The sequence below is a fragment of the Streptomyces sp. MST-110588 genome (genome assembly GCF_022695595.1).
In the GTDB taxonomy this organism is placed as follows: Bacteria; Actinomycetota; Actinomycetes; order Streptomycetales; family Streptomycetaceae; genus Streptomyces.
On the sequence record NZ_CP074380.1, the window covers coordinates 2,761,522 to 2,780,101 of the forward strand.

Sequence of the window (18,580 nt, forward strand, 5' to 3'; positions counted from 1 at the left end):
CCGAAGGCCGCCTCGGCGGCCACCGGATCCGTGACCTCGCCCTGGGCGCCCGCTTCGCCGTCAGCGGCGGCCGGGAAGGCTGGATACGTACGGCCCTGACCGCGCTCGGCGTCGGTCTGGGCGTGGCCGTCCTGCTGTTCGCCGCCGCCATACCCAGCACCATGCGTACCGCCACCGACCGCCGCGACGCCCGCTCCACGAACCTGTCGGCCGTCGACGCCCCCGCCGGCCCGCGCACCCTGCTGGTCGCCCCTGCCGACACCACCTACCACGGTGATCCCGTGGGGGCCTCCTGGTCCGGCCGGAGGGCCCCCGGGCGCCCGTACCGCCGGGGCTGTCCCGCCTCCCCGGGCCGGGCGAGATGGCCGTCTCCCCCGCCCTGGCCGACCTGCTCGCCTCACCCGGGGGCGCGCTGCTGCGGGACCGGTTCCCGGGAGTACGGATCACCGGGCGCATCGGCGACGAGGGGCTGTCCGGCCCCACCGAGCTTTTCTTCTACCAGGGGTCTGCCCGCCTGGCGAAGAAGGACCCGGAGGTGAGCCGGATCAGCTCCTTCGGCGGCAAGGGCGGCGGCTTCCGGGTGACCCCGCCCCTGACGCTGGCGATCCTGGTCGGCTGTGTCGCGCTGCTCACGCCGGTCGCCGTCTTCATCGCCACCGCCCTGCGCTTCGGCGGGGAGCGCCGCGACCGGCGGCTGGCCGCGCTGCGCCTGATCGGTGCCGACATCCGTACGACCCGCAGGGTGGCGGCGGGCGAGGCGCTGGCGGGGGCGCTGCTGGGGCTGGCCACCGGCCTGGCGCTCTTCCTGGCCGTGCGGGTGCCGCTCTCCCGGCTGAGCCTGCTGAACGTGGGCATCTTCCCCTCCGACGTGGTCCCGGACCCACGCCTGGCCGTCTTCATCGCCCTGGCCGTGCCCGCGTGCGCGGTCCTCACCGCGCTGGTCGGCATGCGCCGGATCGCCGTCGAGCCACTGGGCGTCAGCCGTGCCGTGGCGCCCACCCGGCGCCGTCTGTGGTGGCGGCTGCTGCTGCCGGCCGCCGGCGCGGCCCTGCTGGCACCCGCGACGGTGGACGGTAGGAGTACGACGAGCATCACCAACTACCAGGTGGGCGCGGGAACCACGCTGCTTCTGCTGGGGGTGGCGGCCGTCCTGCCGTGGCTGCTGGACGCCACGGCGGTACGGCTGGGGTCCGGTGGCGGCCCCGCCTGGAACCTGGCCGTCCGCCGGCTCCAGTCGGGCGGCGCGACCGCGGCCCGCTCGGTCGGCGGCATCACGGTGGCCGTCGCCGGAGCCATCGCCGTACAGATGCTGCTCACCGGAGTCCAGGCCGGCTTCTCCCTCCCCTCTCCGCTCCCGGCCGGCCCCGAGGCGCAGGTGTCGGTCTGGAACGGCGAGCGGTCCCCGGCAAAGGCATCACAACTGGCCCAGGACCTCGGGCGCACCCGGGGCGTGTCCGACGCGCAGATCCTGACCAGCGGCTACGCCACTCCGACGGGGCGAAAGGAGGCGTCCGCCGACGGCCCCGGCCCCGATTCCCCGCCTTACCGGATCGGCGTGGGGTCCTGCGACGTCCTCCGCTCCCAGGCCCGCATCGACCGCTGCGCGGCCGGTGACGTCTTCCTCATGGACGCTGCGGACTCCGCTCCCGCCGCTCCCCGGCCCGGCGCGCGGATCACCGTCAACCCGCGGGGATATTCGGACCGGGGATCTCCCATGAACTGGACGGTTCCGGCCACCGCACGCCGGGTGCCGCCCCTGGGCCGGCCGGTCGTCGTCGAGCCCGCGCAGATTCTGGCCACCCCCCGCGCCCTGGACCCGCTCAAGCTCGGCGCCCTGTCCACCGAGGTCTTGGTGCGCCTCGATCCCGCGGTCCCGGACGCGATCGAGTCCGTCCGCAACACCGTCGCCCGCACCGACCCGACCCTCACCGTCGCGGACCTGTCCGAGACCAGCACGGCGGACGTGTTCGTCACGGTCCGGCGCGCCCTGATGGCCGGCGCGGTCGCCGTGCTGCTGCTGATCGGGGCCGGCCTGCTGATCTCCGTGCTGGACCAGCTACGGGAGCGCGGGCGGATGCTGGCGGCCCTGGACGCCCTCGGCACACCGCGCGCCCTGTGGGGCCGTTCGGTCCTGTGGCAGACCGCCGTTCCCGTCGTTCTGGGGCTGGTGCTCGCGGTTGGCTGCGGGCTGGGCACCGGCGCGCTGCTGCTCCATATCGCCGGCCGTCCGGCGCAGCCCGACTGGCTCGGCATCGCCCTGCTCGCCGGCGCCGCCGCGGCCGTGATCCTGCTGGTCACGGCGCTGACCCTGCCGCTGGTACGGCGCCTGGCGCGACCGGAGGGACTGCGTACGGAGTGAGGGCTCGCGCCGTACGGGTGAGGAGCGCGCCGTAGGAGTCAGCGGGCGACCCGGCCGCGTACGGAACGGGCAAACGACCGGCCGACCGGACGACCGAGCGACCGGGCGACACAAGAGACCGGGCGACACCCGGCCAGGGCCCCGGCTCAGTCCGCGATCCGCACCGGCAGGGACCGCATGGCCTCCCGCAGCGCCGCCGCCAGCTCCTCGAACTCGCCCTGCCGCGCGGCCCCCGTACGCATCGCCAGCGCGACCCTGCGGGCGGGCGCCGGGTCGGCGAAGTATCCGGTGGTGAGCTGGTCGTCGCGGTCGGTCTCCACCCGTACGGCGGTGCGCGGCAGCAGTGTGACGCCCAGCCCGCCCGCGACGAGCTGGACGAGCGTGGCCAGCCCCGCCGCGCTGGTGGTCACCGGCGCGCCCTGGTCGCGCCCGGCCTCCCGGCAGACGTCCAGCGCCTGGTCGCGCAGGCAGTGGCCCTCGTCCAGGAGCAGCAGGTCCAGGTCCTTCAGGGCCTCGCGGGGGATGTCCGCGCGTCCGCCCAGCCAGTGGTCCTTGGGGGCGACCAGGACGAAGTCCTCGTCGAAGAGCGGCAGCTCGGTGACGGTCGGCACGCCGAGCGGGACGGCGAGCAGCAGCAGGTCCAGCCGGCCGTGCGCCAGCCCGTCCAGCAGTGAGGCCGTCTGTTCCTCGTGGACCTGGATGTCCAGGTCGGGGTAGCGGGAGCGGACCAGCCGCAGGACGGTCGGCAGCAGGTAGGGGGCCACGGTGGGGATCACTCCCAGCCGCAGCAGGCCGGTGAAGGGGGCGCGGGCCGCCTCCGCCTCCTCCATCAGGTCACCGACCGCTTCCAGGACCGTACGGGCGCGCGCCGCCAGCCGTTCCCCCGCAGGTGAGAGCAGCACCTTGCGCGTCGTACGCTCCAGGAGCTGCACCCCGAGCGCTTCCTCCAGGGCGGAGACGGCGCCGGACAGTGCGGGCTGGCTCATACCGATGTCGGACGCCGCCTCGCTGAAGTGCAGGTGCTCGGCGACCGCGGCGAAGGCGCGCAACTGGGCCAGGCTGGGCTGGCGGGCGCGGCCCCCGGAGCCTATGGGAGAGCCCACTGATAACCACCTCCGATCAACATCAGCAAGTCTAGCTATTTCCCTGATCAATGCCTCCTGTGGCACTGTGTTAACCGTCCAACCCCCTAGGAAAACCCCTCTCTACTCAAAGCGGGATTTTCCGACGCTGCAAGGAGTACGCGTGCTCACTGTCGGTGACAAGTTCCCCGAGTTCGACCTGACCGCCTGCGTCTCGCTGGAGAAGGGCAAGGAGTTCGAGCAGATCAACCACAAGTCCTACGAGGGCAAGTGGAAGATCGTCTTCGCGTGGCCCAAGGACTTCACGTTCGTGTGCCCGACGGAGATCGCCGCCTTCGGCAAGCTGAACGACGAGTTCGCCGACCGCGACGCGCAGATCCTCGGCTTCTCCGGTGACTCGGAGTTCGTCCACCACGCCTGGCGCAAGGACCACCCGGACCTGACCGACCTGCCCTTCCCGATGATGGCCGACTCCAAGCACGAGCTCATGCGCGCGCTGGGCATCGAGGGCGAGGACGGCTTCGCGCAGCGCGCCGTCTTCATCGTCGACCAGAACAACGAGATCCAGTTCACCATGGTGACCGCCGGCTCCGTCGGCCGTAACCCCAAGGAGGTCCTGCGGGTCCTGGACGCCCTGCAGACCGACGAACTGTGCCCCTGCAACTGGAGCAAGGGCGAGGAGACCCTCGACCCGGTCGCGCTGCTGGCGGGCGAGTGATCTGAGATGGCTCTGGACGAACTGAAGGCCGCGGTCCCGGACTTCGCCAAGGACCTGAAGCTGAACCTCGGCTCGGTGATCGGCAACAGCGAGCTGCCCAAGCAGCAGCTCTGGGGCACGGTCCTGGCCTGCGCGATCGCCTCGCGCTCGCCGAAGGTGCTGCGCGAGCTGGAGCCGGAGGCCAAGGCCAACCTCTCCCCCGAGGCGTACAACGCCGCCAAGTCCGCCGCCGCCATCATGGCGATGAACAACGTGTTCTACCGGACCCGGCACCTGCTGTCGGACCCGGAGTACGGCACGATGCGGGCCGGTCTGCGGATGAACGTCATCGGCAACCCGGGCGTGGAGAAGGTCGACTTCGAGCTGTGGTCGCTGGCCGTCTCGGCCATCAACGGCTGCGGCATGTGCCTGGACTCGCACGAGCAGGTGCTGCGCAAGGCCGGTGTGGAGCGCGAGACGATCCTTGAGGCCATCAAGATCGCCTCGGTGCTGCAGGCCGTCGGCGTCACCCTCGAATCCGAGGGCATGCTGGCCGAGTGACCGGCAGCAGCCGTCCGCCTCACCTGTAGGCGCACACGAAGAACCCCGTGGACACATCGTCCGCGGGTTCTTCGTGTCACCGGATCAATCGGCTAGCGGTGGTCGGCCTCTTCGCGTGGCGGTGCGGTTTCGGCGGACGTGGCGGCGTACGGCGGGGCCGCCGTACGCAGGGCCTGCTCCTGGGAGTACGCCCGCAGGTAGCCCACGGCGCTGTTGGTGACCGCCACCAGCGGCACCGCGACCACCGCGCCGCCGATGCCCGCGATCAGGCCGCCCGCCGCCACCGAGAGGATCACGGCCAGCGGATGGACGCGGACCGCCCGTCCCAGGATGAACGGCTGGAGGATGTGGCCCTCGATCTGCTGCACCGCCAGCACGACCGCCAGCACCATCAGTGCCGTGAAGACGCCCTGGGTCACCAGTGCGACCACGCACGCCAGCGCGCCGGAGACCACCGCGCCCACCAGCGGGATGAAGGCGAACAGGAAGATGAAGACGGCCAGCGGGACGGCGAGCGGCACATCGAGGAAGTACAGCCCGATACCGATGAAGATCGCGTCGATCAGGGCCACTATCACCGTGCCGCGTACGTAGGCGGTCAGCGTGCGCCAGGCGCGCGGCCCGGCGCCCGCCACGCCCTCGCGCGCCGCGGCCGGCAGCAGCCGCAGCGTCCACTCCCAGATCCGGCGGCCGTCGTAGAGCAGGAAGAGCGTGGTGAACATCGCCAGCAGGATGCCGGTGAGCACTTCCAGGACGACCGTGACGCCTTCCAGACCGGCCGAGGTGATCGCCTCGGTGTTGGCGCCGACCGCGTCCTGGAGGTTCTTGGCGATGTGGTTGATCTGGTCCTCGGTGACATGGAACGGGCTCTTGAGCAGCCAGTTCTTCAGCTCGGAGATGCCTTCCTGGATGCGGCTGGAGACCGAGTCGATGTTGTCCTGGACCTGCCACACCACAAACCAGCCGACCAGCCCCATCACCACGAACCCGGCGATGAACGCGAGCGCGGTCGCCACCCCCGGGGCGTACCCCGGGCCCGGAGCCAGGCCACGGCCGGCTGGAGCAGCGCGGTGATCAGCAGCGCCGCGACGAAGGACAGCACAACCAGTTGGATGGTGGTGATGGCCTTGGCCAGCACCCACAGCGAACCGGCCAGGACCAGCAGCCGCCAGCCGACCTCGGCGGCCACCCTGACCCCCCAGGGCACGGCCGCGACGGGGTCGGGACGGGCGGCCACGGCGGGCGCGTAGGCGGGTGGCGCGGGGACGGACTCCGGCACGGTCCGCGGCGCGCGGTCCACGGAGTCCGTGCGCCCGGCGCGGTCGGCGCGGTCCAGGCGCTCGGCACGGTCGGCGCGCCCGGCGCGGTCGGCGTGACCGTCCCGATCCGTACGGTCGGCGCGGCCGGCACGGCTCGTACGACTCGCCGGCTCCGCACCGTCCGCCGGTTCCGCTCCGTCCGTACGGTCCGTACGGTCGGCACGGTCCGTACGACCGGCGCCGTCCCTGCGATCCGCACGGCCCACCGGCTCCGGACGATCCACCGGCTCCAGGCGATCCGTACGGCCCACCGCGGCGTCCGGCCCGGCCGGGCGCCCGGCGTACCCCAGCTCTCCGGAGTCCTCGCCGGCCGCGGCCTCTTCTTCCGCGCGCCGCCGCTGGTCTTCCAGCCGCTCCGCGAGCCGCGTCAGACCGGCGCCGAGGCCGCCGACCCACTGAGGCAATCTGGACATGTCTGTTCCTCTTCCCCTCCCGCCCCCCGGTGCTGTCAGGACGACGTTACCGGTGCCGGACGTGCGAAACCCCCGGCCATGGGGGTGGTCGGGGGTTTCGCGTACGAAATCACTGCTGCCGGACCGGCCGGGCGGAGCGTGCCGCCGGGCGGTCTAGTACCAGTGGTTGGCCTGCCAGAAGGCCCAGGCGCCACAGGGGCTGCCGTAGTTGGGCCGGGAGTTCATGTAGTTCAGGCCCCACTTGATCTGCGTGGCCGGGTTGGTGCGCCAGTCCGAGCCCGCGGAGGACATCTTGGAGCCGGGCAGTGCCTGGACGAGGCCGTAGGCGCCGGAGGAGGCGTTGGTGGCGCGGTAGTTCCAGCCGGACTCGTGCTCGACGATGTTGCTGAAGCACTGGAACTGGTCGGCCGGCACGATCTGGCGTGCGATCGCCTTGGTCTCTTCGACCGTGTAGGACGCCTTCTGCGTGAAGTCGCCGAGGTCCTCGCGGCCGGCGGAGGAACGGGACGCTACCTCGTCCTTCTTCTCCTTCTCCGCGCGCTCCTTGGCGTCCTTCTCGGCCTTGGCCTTCTTCTCGGCGGCGTCCTTCTTGTCCTGCGCGGTACGGGCGGCTTCCTTGCGGGCCGACTCCTGCGCGGACTTCAGGGCGGCGAGATCCGCCTGCGTGGACTGGTCGTCCGCCTGCTGTGTCAGGGAAGCCGTCTGTACCTGGGCCTGCTGGCCCGCAGGTATGTCGGCGATCGTGGTGCCCGCGGCGGCGGCCTCGGTGTGGGCAGCCGACCCTTGGTCGTTGCCTACGGCGACTCCGGCAATGGCGCCGACGGTGGTGACCGCGGTGGCGGAGGCCACAGCGAATCCCCGGACCGAAATCCGGCTCACACGCTTTCCTTCCAGCAGCGCCCACGCGGTGACCAAAGCGGACGCAATCGTGCCCCTGGCGCTGGCCTCCCCTTGTACGTCCCCGGTGGAGCGGCGGGACGGCTGGTCACGGGAGGCACGGGCCCGGTACGTCCCCCTGGGGGTTCGCGTGGTGCTCGGGCGGCATACGGCAACGCTATGCAGTTCTTGGTGTCGCACACCGCTGGGGGTGCTGGTGTGCCGTATGCGGGGCCTGACAGGACCCAGACTCTGCCCGAACCGGACGCGCCGAATCAATTCCCCGTTGCGTGGGAAACGTCACATCGCTTCCCTGGGAGGGAATTTCTGTCAATCACCCGCGCGACACGGCGCCGCCCGGCTAGGCTCTCTCGCCTTGCCGGGCGGCGCATTACCTCATCCAACGGGTCAAATCCTGCCGTCCTCCAGCATTTCGGTCACCAGCGCCGCGATCGGCGAACGCTCCGAGCGGGTCAGGGTGACATGGGCGAAGAGCGGGTGCCCCTTGAGCTTCTCCACGACGGCCACCACGCCGTCGTACCGGCCGACCCTCAAGTTGTCGCGCTGGGCGACGTCGTGGGTCAGCACCACCCGCGAGTTGGCGCCGATGCGGGACAGCACCGTAAGAAGAACGTTTCGTTCCAGGGACTGGGCCTCGTCCACGATGACGAAGGCGTCGTGCAGCGAGCGGCCCCGGATGTGGGTGAGCGGCAGCACCTCCAACATGCCGCGCCCGACGACCTCTTCGATGACGTCGTTGGTCGTCACCGCCGACAGGGTGTCGAAGACCGCCTGGGCCCAGGGGCTCATCTTCTCCGACTCGCTGCCCGGCAGGTAGCCCAGCTCCTGGCCGCCGACCGCGTACAGCGGCCGGAAGACCATCACCTTCCGGTGCTGCTGACGCTCCAGTACGGCCTCCAGGCCCGCGCACAGCGCCAGCGCCGACTTGCCCGTACCGGCCCGCCCGCCCATGGAGACGATGCCGACCTCGGGGTCGAGCAGCAGGTCCAGCGCCACCCGCTGCTCGGCGCTGCGCCCGTGGATCCCGAACGCCTCCCGGTCGCCGCGCACCAGGCGTACGCTGCCGTCGGCCGTCACCCGCCCCAGCGCCCTGCCGCGCTCGGACTGCAGGACGAGCCCGGTGTGCACGGGCAGATCGGCGGCTTCGGCCACATAGGTGCTTTCCTGGGCGAACAGGTCGTCCACCTGCTCGGCGGTGATGGCCAGCTCCGCCATCCCCGTCCAGCCGGAGTCGGTGATGGCCAGTTCGGCGCGGTACTCCTCGGCCAGCAGGCCGACCGCGGACGCCTTGATGCGCAGCGGCAGGTCCTTGGAGACGACCGTGACGTCATACCCCTCGGCCTGGAGGTTGCGGGCCACCGCCAGGATCCGTGAGTCGTTGTCACCGAGCCGGAACCCGGCCGGGAGCACCCCCGGGTCGGAGTGGTTCAGCTCGACCCTGAGCGAGCCGCCCAGCTCGCCGATGGGGATCGGGGCGTCCAGCCGCCCGTACCGCACCCGGTACTCGTCCAGCAGGCGCAGCGCCTGGCGGGCGAAGTAACCGAGCTCCGGATGGTGCCTCTTGGCCTCCAGCTCCGTCACCACCACGACGGGCAGCACCACTTCGTGTTCCTCGAAGCGGGACATGGATCCTGGATCCGCCAGCAGGACGCTGGTGTCGAGGACGTAAGTGCGCCGGCCGTTGTCACGGCGCTGCTTGCTGTTCACCACGGGTGGACGAACCCCCTCGGATGAGGTCGGGACGCGACGGCGTCGCGGTGGAGGGGACCGGGCTGCGGCCACGACACGCGGGCCGAGCGCCGGCCCTCCGCGTCGTCCGTGCGATCCGCACGATCGTCCGTGCTGGGCAAAGGGCCTCCCGGGCGGACGACCCCGTGCCGTCCGCTGAGATACGGCATCCGCTGACTGGTCTTGCCGGACGCCGACCTGAAAGGGATATTCCCGCGAATGTGTACACCCATGCAATGGCATATGACGCACGGCCGGTGAACGGTTGGTTACATGTGCCCGTTGCCGAGGAATGAGGGGAACGAGTCGTACGAGCCATTCGGGTCATGCGAGCCGTACGTCGCTTATGGGCCGTACGCCGCCTTATGGGGCACACATTCCGTACGGAGACGCACGAGGTTACGTACGGAGACGCATGAGGTCACGTACGGAGACGCATAGGGCCGCACGCAGACGTACGGCCCAAAACGGGTCAGAAGCCGTAACGCCGGTGCCGTGCCGCGTAATCACGCAGTGCGCGCAGGAAGTCGACCTTCCGGAACGCCGGCCAGAAAACCTCGCAGAAGTAGTACTCCGAGTGGGCGCTCTGCCAGAGCATGAAGCCCGACAGCCGCTGCTCGCCGCTCGTCCGGATCACCAGGTCCGGGTCGGGCTGGCCGCGGGTGTACAGGTGTTCGGAGATCAGGTCGATGTCGACGATGTCCGCGAGCTCTTCGAAGGTGGTGCCGCGCTCGGCGTGCTCCAGGAGGAGCGAGCGCACCGCGTCCGCGATCTCCTGCCGGCCGCCGTAGCCGACCGCCACGTTGACCAGGATCCCGTCGTGGTCGAGGGTGGCCTGCTCGGCTTCCTTGAGCACCCGCTGCGTATGAGAGGGCAGCAGATCCCGGTTGCCCACGTGGTGCACCCGCCAGCGGCCGTCGGCCGCCAGGCCGCGCACGGTGTTCTCGATGATCCCCAGAAGCGGGGTCAGCTCCTTCTCGGGCCGGTCGAGGTTGTCGGTCGACAGCAGCCACAGCGTGACGACCTCGACGTCGGTCTCCTCGCACCAGCCCAGCAGCTCCGAGATCTTGTCCGCGCCGGCCTGGTGCCCCTGCTCGGGCGTACGGCCGTCGGCCCGCGCCCAGCGGCGGTTGCCGTCGAGGATGACGCCGATGTGCTTGGGAACCTGGGTGTGGTCGAGGCGGCCCTCCACCCGGCGCGCGTAAAGCCTGTAGACCAGGTCGCGCAGTGCAGGCGGATACGGGATGCGCACCCCGGAAGATCGCAGCATGTTCGGTCCAGCCCCTCCGTGCCTTTTGGCGGTCGCCCCGTCGCCTCAAGTCGGCAACTTTACTTCTCGGGTGTCCCAGCGGCCCAATCAGGTAGGTCACAACCCCGTGATAGGGAGATGACCATGACCGACAACTCTCTCTATCGTGCCGCGGGTACCCGCTATGACTCCATGGAGTACCGGCGCTCGGGCCACAGCGGGCTCAAACTCCCCGCCGTCTCCCTTGGACTGTGGCACAACTTCGGCGACGACCGCACCCTGCTCTCCCAGACCGCGATCCTGCGCCGCGCCTTCGACCTGGGTGTCACACTCCCCCAAGGACTCCGACAAACTCCGTCCAGGGGGGACCCCCATCGACCTGGCGAACAACTACGGACCGCCGCCCGGCTCGGCCGAGCAGAACTTCGGAAAGATCTTCGCACGGGACTTCCGGTCCTATCGCGACGAGATCCTTCTTTCCACGAAGGCCGGATATCTGATGCACCCCGGCCCCTACGGCGAATGGGGGTCACGGAAATATCTCCTCTCGTCACTGGATGCGTCGCTGAAGCGGATGGGCGTCGATTATGTAGACATCTTCTACTCGCACCGTTTCGACCCGAATACCCCGCTGGAGGAGACGATGGGCGCGCTGGCGTCCGCCGTCCAGCAGGGCAAGGCCCTCTATGTGGGCGTCTCCTCCTACAGTGCCGAGCAGACCCGCGAAGCGGCCCGCATCCTGCGGGAGATGGGCGTCCGGCCGCTGATCCACCAGCCCTCGTACTCGATGATCAACCGCTGGACCGAGGACGACGCGCTGCTCGACACGCTGGAGGCCGAGGGCATGGGCTGCATCGCCTTCGCGCCGCTGGCGCAGGGCCTGCTGACCGACAAGTACCTGCACGGCGTCCCGGAGGGCTCGCGCGCCGCCCAGGGCAAGTCGCTGGACCCCGCACTGCTCTCGGAGGACGTCGTCCGCCGGCTGCGCGGCCTCAACGAGATCGCGCTGCGGCGCGGCCAGAGCCTGGCGCAGCTCGCGCTGACGTGGGTGCTGCGCGACGAGCGGATGACCTCGGCGCTGATCGGCGCGAGCAGCGTGGCCCAGTTGGAGGCGAATGTGGCGGCGGTCGGCGCGCCGAAGCTCACGGACGGGGAGCTGAGTGAGATCGAGGAGTTCGCGCGGTCGACGGACGGCGTGAACATCTGGGCCCGGCGGGGCTGAGGCGATGCGGGTCGCCTGGTGGGGTGAGCCTGGGGATGAGCCGGTGAGGTGGGCTGACCGATGACCGTGCGACGGCGGTCCGGACGTGCTCAAAAAAGCGGGCCGGTCCGTGGGGGGATACGGACCGGCCCGAGGGGGGTTTCCACCATAACCCCGCCGACGGTGTGCTCCGCGCACCGACAGGCCGCCGGCGCGGCCCCGCGACCCGGCCGAAGCGGTCCCGGAGCCGGTCACAGCGGTCCGCGCGCCGCCGCGGCGGCCCCCAGAAGGAGCCCGCACAACGCCCCGACGATCATGAATGGCCCGTACGGCATGGCCGATTTCCGCCCGCCGCGCCCGGTCAGCAGCAGCCCCGCGCCGTACAGCGCCCCCAGCAGCAGCCCCGCGAACCCGCCGACGACGACGGACGTCCAGCCGTACCACCCAAGAGCGACCCCCAGTCCGATCGCCAGCTTGACGTCTCCCAGCCCCATCCCCTCCCGGTTGAGGAGATGCAGCAGGAAATAGAAGCCGCCCAGCGCCGCTCCCCCCAGCAGCGCCCGCCCCCAGGAACCCGCCGCGCCCGGCAACGGCGCGGCCACGCCCAGCAGGACGGCGGCGCCCGCCGCGAGCGGCAGCGTCAGCACGTCCGGGAGCCGGTGGACCCGGCGGTCGATGGCCGCGAGCAGCACCGCGACCGGCGCCATCAGCAGCCAGACGGCCAGTTCGGGGCGGGCTCCGGTGGCCGCCGCGAGCACCGCGCAGACCGCGGCCGTGACGGCGGCGGTGGGGAGGGCCGAAGGCCCGTACGGGACGGCCGATCCGTACGGGACGGGCGATCCGTACGGGACGGGCGATCCGTACGGGACGGGCGCTCCCGCCGACGCTCCGCACGAGGATGATCCGTCCGCAGGCGACCCGTGCGCAGATGATCCGTCCACAGACGATCCGTGCGCAGTCGATCCGTGCGCAGTCGATCCGTACGAGGATGATCCGTACGCGGCGCAGGTACGGCAGCGGGCCCTGCCCAGCCAGCCCGCGGCGGGCCCGGTGATCTCGTGGCCCGCCGGACAGTCCGCGCGCCACGCCTCCTCCGGCCCGACGGCCAACCGGTGGGCGGGCCGGGGTACCAGCAGCCCCGCCACGGTCCCGTACGCGGCGGCGAGAACCATCAGCAACACAGGCACGCGCCGACCCTAGGCGCATCCTTTGGCCGATCCCCAGCCCCTGACGGTCACCGGGCTGATAAAAAGCTGTCCATGGCGCGGCGATCGGCCGGAAACGACCCGGCCCGGCACCCGGATGAGCAGCCGACCGAGCGACAGGCCCGGCGCCCGGACGGGCCCGACCGGCGCAAAGTCCGCACGCCCGAGGGCCACGCGCACAAGGGCCGCACACCCAAGGGCCGCACGCCCAAGGGCCGCGCGCCCAAGGGCCGCGCGCGGGCGGCGCGCCTGCGCGACGGCGCTGCGACACTCCACATCACCGGCACCACCGTCCCTGTGGAGATCGCGGCGTCCTACAGGGCGCGCACCCGCGGCCTCCTCGGCCGCGACGGCGTCGACGGAGCTCTGCTGCTGACCCCGGCGAGCGGGGTGCACACCTTCCGTATGCGGTTCGCCATCGATGTGGCCTATCTCGACCGGGATTTCACCGTGCTGGCCGTACGGACCATGCGCCCCGGGCGGCTCGGTCTGCCCCGTCCGCGCTCCCGCCACGTACTGGAGGCGGAGGCCGGCGCGATGGCCCGCTGGGGACTGCGCACCGGCCTGCGCGTCACGATCGACACCGGCTGACCGGGCACGGCACGGCCCCGCGCACACACCGACGTATGCGCACACGCGGACGTACGGCCCCAAGGTCGTACGGGCACGCGGACGTACGGGCACGCGCGGACGTACGGGCACGCGCGGACGTACGGGCACGCGGACGCACGGATGCAGCCGTACGGGCGCACTCGGCGCCCGTCGGTTGCGACGTGGGGCTGGTGGCTCGTCTCCCTGGCGCGGACCGGCCTCTCCCAGGGCAGGAGCGGCAGGCGGGTCCACACGATGCGCTTCCAGCCGATCGCGTGCGAGCGGCACGAGAACGACCATAGAGGACATATCGCCCCATACGCCCCATCTACCCGGCCAACACCCCTACCCGTGGCACGGAATCACCCGTCCCAGTCCGCGACCAGCGCCAGCAGCCCGGGGAACCGCGCCTCCACGTCCGCGACCCGCACATGACTGCGCCGCTCCAGCCCGTACTGGCGCTGCCGGATCAGCCCGGCCTCCCGCAGCGTGCGGAAGTGGTGGGTGAGCGAGGACTTCGGACGGTCGAACCCGAACCAACCGCACGGGTGGTCGAACGCATCGGACTTCAGCAGCAGCGTCCGCACGATGACCAACCGCAACGGATCACTCAGCGCCCCCATGACCGCTTCGAGGCGCATCTCGTCGCGCGCGGGCTCCTCCAGCGGTTCGGGCGCGCCGGCCGGCACCGCCCGCTCCACGAACCGCGGGCGCCCGCCACCCCCCTCGCGCGACTCGCCTCGCCCCACGGCTCCCGACGTCGCGGACGCCATGACCATCCACCTCTCCCTCTGCTCCGACTCCCCAGTACGACTTGATTCGTACAGCAATTGCCTGTACGAATTCTCTCGTACCGCTTGTACGACTGCAATCGTACAGCCGCACCACCGCGAACGGCCCGATCCAGAGGGGGAGCCATGCCCACCACCCGAACCCGCCCCACCCCCGTTCCCACCGCGTCCGCACCCGCACCCACCTCTCCATCCCCCCTCCCGCCCCTACGGGAAGTCTGGTTCGCGGCCTGGCCCGTCGTAGCGGTCTTCATCCTCTCCAACGCCGCCATGCCGCTCTACGTCGTCTGGCAGCGCCACATGGGCTTCAGCTCCGGCACCCTGACCCTGATCTTCGCCGCCTACATGGCCGGACTGCTCGGCGCACTGCTGGTCGCGGGGGTGGCCGCGGACCGCATCGGCCGTAAGCCGGTCCTGGTCCCGGCGCTGCTCGTGGCGATCGCGGCCTGCGTCATCTACGCGACCGCCGGCTCCGTCCTCACCCTGGTCGCCGCCCGCTTCCTGACCGGCCTGGCCACCGGCGCCGCCGTCTCGGCCGGCATGGCGGCGGTCACCGACATCGCCGCCGGACGCCGTATCGGCCCGCTGCTGGCCTCGACGGCGATGGTGCTGGGCGCCGGGGTCGGCCCCCTCCTGGCCGGCGTCCTCTCGGAGACCGCGCCCGCCCCCACCGTCACCGTCTTCCTCGTGGAGATCGTGCTCCTGCTGACGGCCCTGGCCGCGGTCGTCCGCATGCCCCTCCCCCCGCGCCACCCCAAGAACACCGCCGCACCCGTCTCCGCGGGCACGCGCCCCACCTGGATCCGGGTCCCCTCCGTCCCCCGCACCAACCGCCGCCACCTCGCCCTCGGCCTCGCCGCCTTCGCCCCCGGCATGACGACGACATCCTTCGTCCTCGCCCTCGGCCCGTCCCTGCTCACCGGCCTCCTCGGCACGACGAACCGGACGGTCGCGGGCGCCATGGCCTTCGGCATGTTCCTGACGGCGGCGGGAGTCCAGTTCGCGGTACGGCGCCTGGCACTCCGTACGGTCCTGCTCGCCTCCACCGCCGCCACGGCCGCGAGCATGCTGTCCCTGATCACGGCCGTACGCACCACCGCCCTGGCCCCGCTCATCGCGGCCGTCGTCCTGGCGGGAGCCGCACAGGGCATGGGCCAGTTCGGCGGCCTGTCCCTCCTGAGCCGCGAGGTCCCCATCGACCGCCGCGCCGAGGCCAACGCCGCCCTCAACGCGGGCGGTTACCTCCTCGCCGGCCTGTTCCCGGTGGCCGACGGCTACCTCAGCGACCTCATCGGTCTCTCAGCAGGCACCACGACGTTCGGCCTGACGGTCATCACCCTCGCCGCCGCCGGCGCCACCCTGATCCTCACCCGCAGCGCCAAGCGCTGACGCGTCACCGGCCCGCATGGGGCCGTGGGCACGCGGAGCCGGCCGCGACACCGGGCTCAGAAGGCGGCGAGGGAAGCGTCCGCGACGCTCTCCAGCGCCGCCTTCCCGGCTCCGTTCCGCGCCGAGACCCGTAGTCCCGCCACGGTCGTCAGGACCAGGTGCGCCAGCACCAGCGGGTCCTTGTCCGCCCCGATCTCGCCGTCCCGCTGCGCCGTCTCGATCGCGGCCCGTACCGCCGTCAGCCGCTCCCGGTAATCCCGCGCCAGCATCGCCGCGACCGCCTCGTCCCGCGACGCCACCTCGGCAGCCGTCCTGACCACCAGGCACCCGCGCCCGTCGGCCCCCTCACCGAAATCCTCGTCGATCACCAACTGCAGCACGGCACGGATCTTCCGCCGTACGGGCAGCTCCTCCGCCAGCAGCGCGAACAGCTCGGCGTTCTTCCGCTCCATGTACCGGTCGAGCGCCCGCTCGAACAGCGCGTGCTTGCTCTTGAAGGTGTTGTAGACACTGCTGCGCCCGAGTCCCGTGGCGGCGCACAGATCCTGCGTGGAGGTCGCCTCGTACCCCGCGGCCCAAAACGCCTCCAGCGCGGCGTCCAGCGCCCGCTCCTCATCAAAATTCCGGGGCCGTGCCATGACGCGGACGCTAACACGTACGGGGCCACCGGCCCCAATACGCAACCGCCCGCCCGTCACCCCAGGCGCCGCACCCCGCCACCCCGAACAACACTCAGCAATTCCCACAACGCCCCACAAGACGCCACCACGGCTATCGAGGGATCATCGCTCTCCCGCAGGAGAACGCCCCCCTCTCCCTCCACCCGGGCGGCGAGTTCCACACAGTTACTGCCCTCGCCGCTGTACGACGACTTCTGCCAGGTGTTCTGGAACATTCCGAAACCTCTCACAGTGTCTTCATGATGGAACGGATGAAATCCCGCGAGGGCTCAGGCTTGAGCGCCATCGCTTCCATACGGTCCAGAACCGTCCGGTATTTCGCAAGGGCCACTTCGGTGTGCACGAACACGAAGCCGTGCTCGGCATCGAGTTGAACGGTGTCCAACTCCGGCAGCGGCCCCTCCGCAAAGACGATGGTCTGTCCCGAACCGGGAAAGATCCCGGCGGAAAAAGGGATCACCAGCACGGCTACACCATCACGCTCGCTCATGTCGATGATGTGCCGAAGTTGCTCACGAGTGACCTCCGGCCCGCCGAACTGCATCCGCAGGGCGGCCTCATGGATGATCGCCGTATACGGAATGGGACGTGCCCGATAGATGACGTCCTGCCTCTTGATGCGATGCGAAATCCGGTATTCGATCTCCGGAGGCGGGAGTTGCGGGATGCACTGCCGGAAGGTCAGCCGCGCGTAGTCCACGGTCTGGAGCAGCCCAGGAAGATGGGTGAGCTGTGCCGTGCGGATCGCCGTCGCGTAGTGCTCCAGTTCGGCCAGGTCGAGCAGGCCGGCCGGGAGCCTGCCGCGGTATTCCTCCCACCAGTGCCGGGTGCGCCCGGTCTCCATGGCGGCGAGGGCTTCGACCAGCCGTTCGTCGTCGCATCCGTAATTGAGTGCGAAAACGCGTACGCGCTCCGCGCTGATGCCGATCCGGCCGACTTCGGTGTTACTGACGCGCGACTGCCCGATACCGAGCAGCTCACCGGCCTCGGTGGCCGACATGCCCGCTCGTTCGCGAAGTTTTCGCAACTCCCAACCGAGCCGCCGCTGCCGTGCTGTTGGGGCATCCCGTTGCGGCATGCGCCCCCCTCTCGCCGATCGCCGCCAATGTACAGCGGTGGTTGAAGTCATCCGACCCAATGGACCGCGACCATCCGCATGCTCTACCTTACGTAGCGAATCAGTCACCGCAAGTGATTATGGCGCTGACGGAAGCGCACCGCCCTGCCCGCACACCAGCGACGCGCAGGGCGACAGAGCCACCGCCCGGCACCTTCACTCTCCCCCTCAACTTCCGTGCACCCGAGAAGGGTTACGCATGCCGCTGCAACTCGTGGCGACCGGGCAGCCGGCCGCACCCCCCGACGCGTGGGACTACAGTCTGCGCCTCCCCCACCACCCCGTCAGTCCAGGCATCGCACGTGCCACCGCGCGCGTGATCCTGGGCCGTCACGATCTGCGGGAACTCATCGAAGTGGCCGAGCTGTTGACGTCCGAGCTGGCCACCAACTGCTACGTCCACACGCGCGGCCCGGCACGGCTGCGGCTCGCTCACGACGGCGGGGTGCTGCGTGTGAGCCTGTGGGACACCAGTCCACGGCTGCGATCCCGTACGCGTACGGACGCACGTACGGAATCGGGTACGGGCGTACGGCCGAACGGAAGAGGGCTGGTGATCGTGGGGGCGTACGCGGACGACTGGGGGTGGTACGCGCTCGACGAGCAACGACTCGGCGTCGGCGGAAAGATCGTCTGGTGCGAGCTGCGCCAGTAGGAAGGTCTGCGGGGCCCGGGGCCCTATGAGCCGTGGGTGCGGGGGAAGCTCACCTCGACGCGCCGGTTCTTCTTTCGGCCCTCTTCGGTGGAGTTGTCGGCGATGGGGTACTCCTCGCCGTAGCCGCGAATCTGGAAACCGACCGAGGAATCCAGCCCCTTGGCCAGCTCCCGCTGCACCGCGTTGGCCCGCTGCTTGGAGAGCACCAGCCCGTGTGCGGCCGAGCCGAGATCATCGGTGAAGCCGAAGACACGCAGGTTCTTGGCGTTCTGCTTCTTGATCTCGGCCGCGATGGCGCGAATCCGGGAAAGTGCGTCCGGGGTCAGCTCGGCACTGTCCTTCCCGAACAGGACCTCCGCCTGGAGCGCGAAGGTCACATTCGAGTTCGTGTCCTGCCGCCGCTCCGATCCGTCGTCCGTCTCGACGATCGACTTGATGTTCAGCACCTTCGGCGGCGCGAGCGTGGCCCCCTGCACCATCTTGAGATCGGGGTCGCGGGGGTCGATCTTCACGGGTGGTGCGGAATCCTCCGCCGCTCCTGGCGGGTCGTCCGCGTGGGCGGTGGGAGCGGACGGCGCGACGGCCAGGAGAAGTACGGCGGTGGCGGTCACCACCGGGTGCGGGAGCCGGATCCGGGCCATCGACG

16 protein-coding genes and 2 pseudogenes are annotated in these 18,580 nt (G+C 70.8%); 7 read left to right on the forward strand and 11 right to left on the reverse strand.

Annotation, left to right across the window (positions count from 1 at the left end; translation table 11 throughout):
- Window positions 1–361: 361 nt before the first annotated feature.
- Window positions 362–2,359 (forward strand): FtsX-like permease family protein, encoded by a 1,998-nt coding sequence (locus tag KGS77_RS11955; protein WP_242580872.1) that lies wholly within the window; start codon window positions 362–364, stop codon window positions 2,357–2,359.
- Between the two features lie 146 nt (window positions 2,360–2,505).
- Here KGS77_RS11955 and KGS77_RS11960 read toward each other — a convergent pair whose 3' ends face one another.
- The gene (locus KGS77_RS11960) at window positions 2,506–3,462 is read right to left on the reverse strand and encodes a hydrogen peroxide-inducible genes activator (RefSeq protein ID WP_242580875.1); all 957 of its coding nucleotides are present in this window, start codon (window positions 3,460–3,462) and stop codon (window positions 2,506–2,508) included.
- 142 nt (window positions 3,463–3,604) lie between these two features.
- On the opposite strand from KGS77_RS11960, the gene KGS77_RS11965 reads away from it, so the two are divergent.
- Both KGS77_RS11965 and KGS77_RS11970 read left to right on the forward strand, forming a co-directional pair.
- Complete coding sequence (locus tag KGS77_RS11965; protein ID WP_242580877.1) at window positions 3,605–4,159, forward strand: peroxiredoxin; 555 nt, start codon at window positions 3,605–3,607, stop codon at window positions 4,157–4,159.
- Between the two features lie 6 nt (window positions 4,160–4,165).
- Entirely contained in the window at window positions 4,166–4,699 is a 534-nt protein-coding gene (locus KGS77_RS11970; protein ID WP_242580879.1) for an alkyl hydroperoxide reductase, read from the forward strand.
- Between the two features lie 92 nt (window positions 4,700–4,791).
- On the opposite strand, the pseudogene KGS77_RS11975 reads toward KGS77_RS11970, so the two are convergent.
- The 4 genes and pseudogenes from KGS77_RS11975 to KGS77_RS11990 form a co-directional block, all read right to left on the reverse strand.
- A pseudogene (locus tag KGS77_RS11975) lies at window positions 4,792–6,431 on the reverse strand (AI-2E family transporter).
- 153 nt (window positions 6,432–6,584) lie between these two features.
- Window positions 6,585–7,310 carry a transglycosylase SLT domain-containing protein gene (locus KGS77_RS11980; protein ID WP_242580882.1) on the reverse strand — a complete coding sequence of 242 codons (726 nt, stop codon included), beginning with the start codon at window positions 7,308–7,310 and terminating at the stop codon, window positions 6,585–6,587.
- Between the two features lie 405 nt (window positions 7,311–7,715).
- On the reverse strand, window positions 7,716–9,038 hold the full coding sequence (locus KGS77_RS11985) for a PhoH family protein (protein ID WP_242580884.1): 1,323 nt from the start codon (window positions 9,036–9,038) through the stop codon (window positions 7,716–7,718).
- A 490-nt stretch (window positions 9,039–9,528) separates the two neighbouring features.
- On the reverse strand, window positions 9,529–10,326 hold the full coding sequence (locus KGS77_RS11990; RefSeq protein WP_242580886.1) for an isoprenyl transferase: 798 nt from the start codon (window positions 10,324–10,326) through the stop codon (window positions 9,529–9,531).
- Window positions 10,327–10,449: 123 nt separating this feature from the next.
- On the opposite strand from KGS77_RS11990, the pseudogene mgrA reads away from it, so the two are divergent.
- Window positions 10,450–11,527 (forward strand): annotated as a pseudogene (mgrA, locus tag KGS77_RS11995) (L-glyceraldehyde 3-phosphate reductase).
- Between the two features lie 230 nt (window positions 11,528–11,757).
- Here mgrA and KGS77_RS12000 read toward each other — a convergent pair.
- Entirely contained in the window at window positions 11,758–12,693 is a 936-nt protein-coding gene (locus tag KGS77_RS12000) for an A24 family peptidase (RefSeq protein WP_242580888.1), read from the reverse strand.
- Window positions 12,694–12,960: 267 nt separating this feature from the next.
- Here KGS77_RS12000 and KGS77_RS12005 point away from each other — a divergent pair, with 267 nt between their 5' ends.
- Entirely contained in the window at window positions 12,961–13,302 is a 342-nt protein-coding gene (locus KGS77_RS12005) for a DUF192 domain-containing protein (RefSeq protein ID WP_242587428.1), read from the forward strand.
- Between the two features lie 362 nt (window positions 13,303–13,664).
- On the opposite strand, the gene KGS77_RS12010 is transcribed toward KGS77_RS12005, so the two are convergent.
- Complete coding sequence (locus KGS77_RS12010; RefSeq protein ID WP_242580891.1) at window positions 13,665–14,075, reverse strand: ArsR family transcriptional regulator; 411 nt, start codon at window positions 14,073–14,075, stop codon at window positions 13,665–13,667.
- Window positions 14,076–14,219: 144 nt separating this feature from the next.
- On the opposite strand from KGS77_RS12010, the gene KGS77_RS12015 reads away from it, so the two are divergent.
- Window positions 14,220–15,482, forward strand: coding sequence for an MFS transporter (locus tag KGS77_RS12015; protein WP_242580893.1), 1,263 nt, complete (start codon window positions 14,220–14,222; stop codon window positions 15,480–15,482).
- A gap of 56 nt (window positions 15,483–15,538) precedes the next feature.
- Here the strand turns inward: KGS77_RS12015 and KGS77_RS12020 are convergent, their stop codons facing one another.
- From KGS77_RS12020 to KGS77_RS12030, 3 genes are read right to left on the reverse strand one after another with little or no spacing between them, the layout of a single operon-like run.
- Window positions 15,539–16,120, reverse strand: coding sequence for a TetR/AcrR family transcriptional regulator (locus tag KGS77_RS12020; protein ID WP_242580895.1), 582 nt, complete (start codon window positions 16,118–16,120; stop codon window positions 15,539–15,541).
- A gap of 56 nt (window positions 16,121–16,176) precedes the next feature.
- Entirely contained in the window at window positions 16,177–16,377 is a 201-nt protein-coding gene (locus tag KGS77_RS12025; RefSeq protein WP_242580898.1) for a DUF397 domain-containing protein, read from the reverse strand.
- A gap of 11 nt (window positions 16,378–16,388) precedes the next feature.
- The gene (locus tag KGS77_RS12030) at window positions 16,389–17,240 is read right to left on the reverse strand and encodes a helix-turn-helix transcriptional regulator (RefSeq protein WP_277994213.1); all 852 of its coding nucleotides are present in this window, start codon (window positions 17,238–17,240) and stop codon (window positions 16,389–16,391) included.
- Between the two features lie 238 nt (window positions 17,241–17,478).
- Between KGS77_RS12030 and KGS77_RS12035 the strand changes: the two genes are divergently transcribed.
- Window positions 17,479–17,934, forward strand: coding sequence for an ATP-binding protein (locus KGS77_RS12035; RefSeq protein WP_242580902.1), 456 nt, complete (start codon window positions 17,479–17,481; stop codon window positions 17,932–17,934).
- Between the two features lie 23 nt (window positions 17,935–17,957).
- Here KGS77_RS12035 and KGS77_RS12040 read toward each other — a convergent pair whose 3' ends face one another.
- Window positions 17,958–18,575, reverse strand: coding sequence for an OmpA family protein (locus KGS77_RS12040; RefSeq protein WP_242580904.1), 618 nt, complete (start codon window positions 18,573–18,575; stop codon window positions 17,958–17,960).
- Between the last annotated feature and the right edge of the window lie 5 nt (window positions 18,576–18,580).

Bases quoted from the DNA above. Each gene is read 5' to 3' on its own strand.
- KGS77_RS11955 (WP_242580872.1), top strand. From the start codon at position 362: ATGGCCGTCTCCCCCGCCCTGGCCGACCTGCTCGCCTCACCCGGGGGC.
- KGS77_RS11970 (WP_242580879.1), top strand. From the start codon at position 4,166: ATGGCTCTGGACGAACTGAAGGCCGCGGTCCCGGACTTCGCCAAGGAC.
- KGS77_RS11990 (WP_242580886.1), bottom strand. From the start codon at position 10,326: ATGCTGCGATCTTCCGGGGTGCGCATCCCGTATCCGCCTGCACTGCGC.
- KGS77_RS12010 (WP_242580891.1), bottom strand. From the start codon at position 14,075: ATGGCGTCCGCGACGTCGGGAGCCGTGGGGCGAGGCGAGTCGCGCGAG.
- KGS77_RS12015 (WP_242580893.1), top strand. From the start codon at position 14,220: ATGCCCACCACCCGAACCCGCCCCACCCCCGTTCCCACCGCGTCCGCA.
- KGS77_RS12020 (WP_242580895.1), bottom strand. From the start codon at position 16,120: ATGGCACGGCCCCGGAATTTTGATGAGGAGCGGGCGCTGGACGCCGCG.
- KGS77_RS12025 (WP_242580898.1), bottom strand. From the start codon at position 16,377: ATGTTCCAGAACACCTGGCAGAAGTCGTCGTACAGCGGCGAGGGCAGT.
- KGS77_RS12030 (WP_277994213.1), bottom strand. From the start codon at position 17,240: ATGCCGCAACGGGATGCCCCAACAGCACGGCAGCGGCGGCTCGGTTGG.
- KGS77_RS12035 (WP_242580902.1), top strand. From the start codon at position 17,479: ATGCCGCTGCAACTCGTGGCGACCGGGCAGCCGGCCGCACCCCCCGAC.
- KGS77_RS12040 (WP_242580904.1), bottom strand. From the start codon at position 18,575: ATGGCCCGGATCCGGCTCCCGCACCCGGTGGTGACCGCCACCGCCGTA.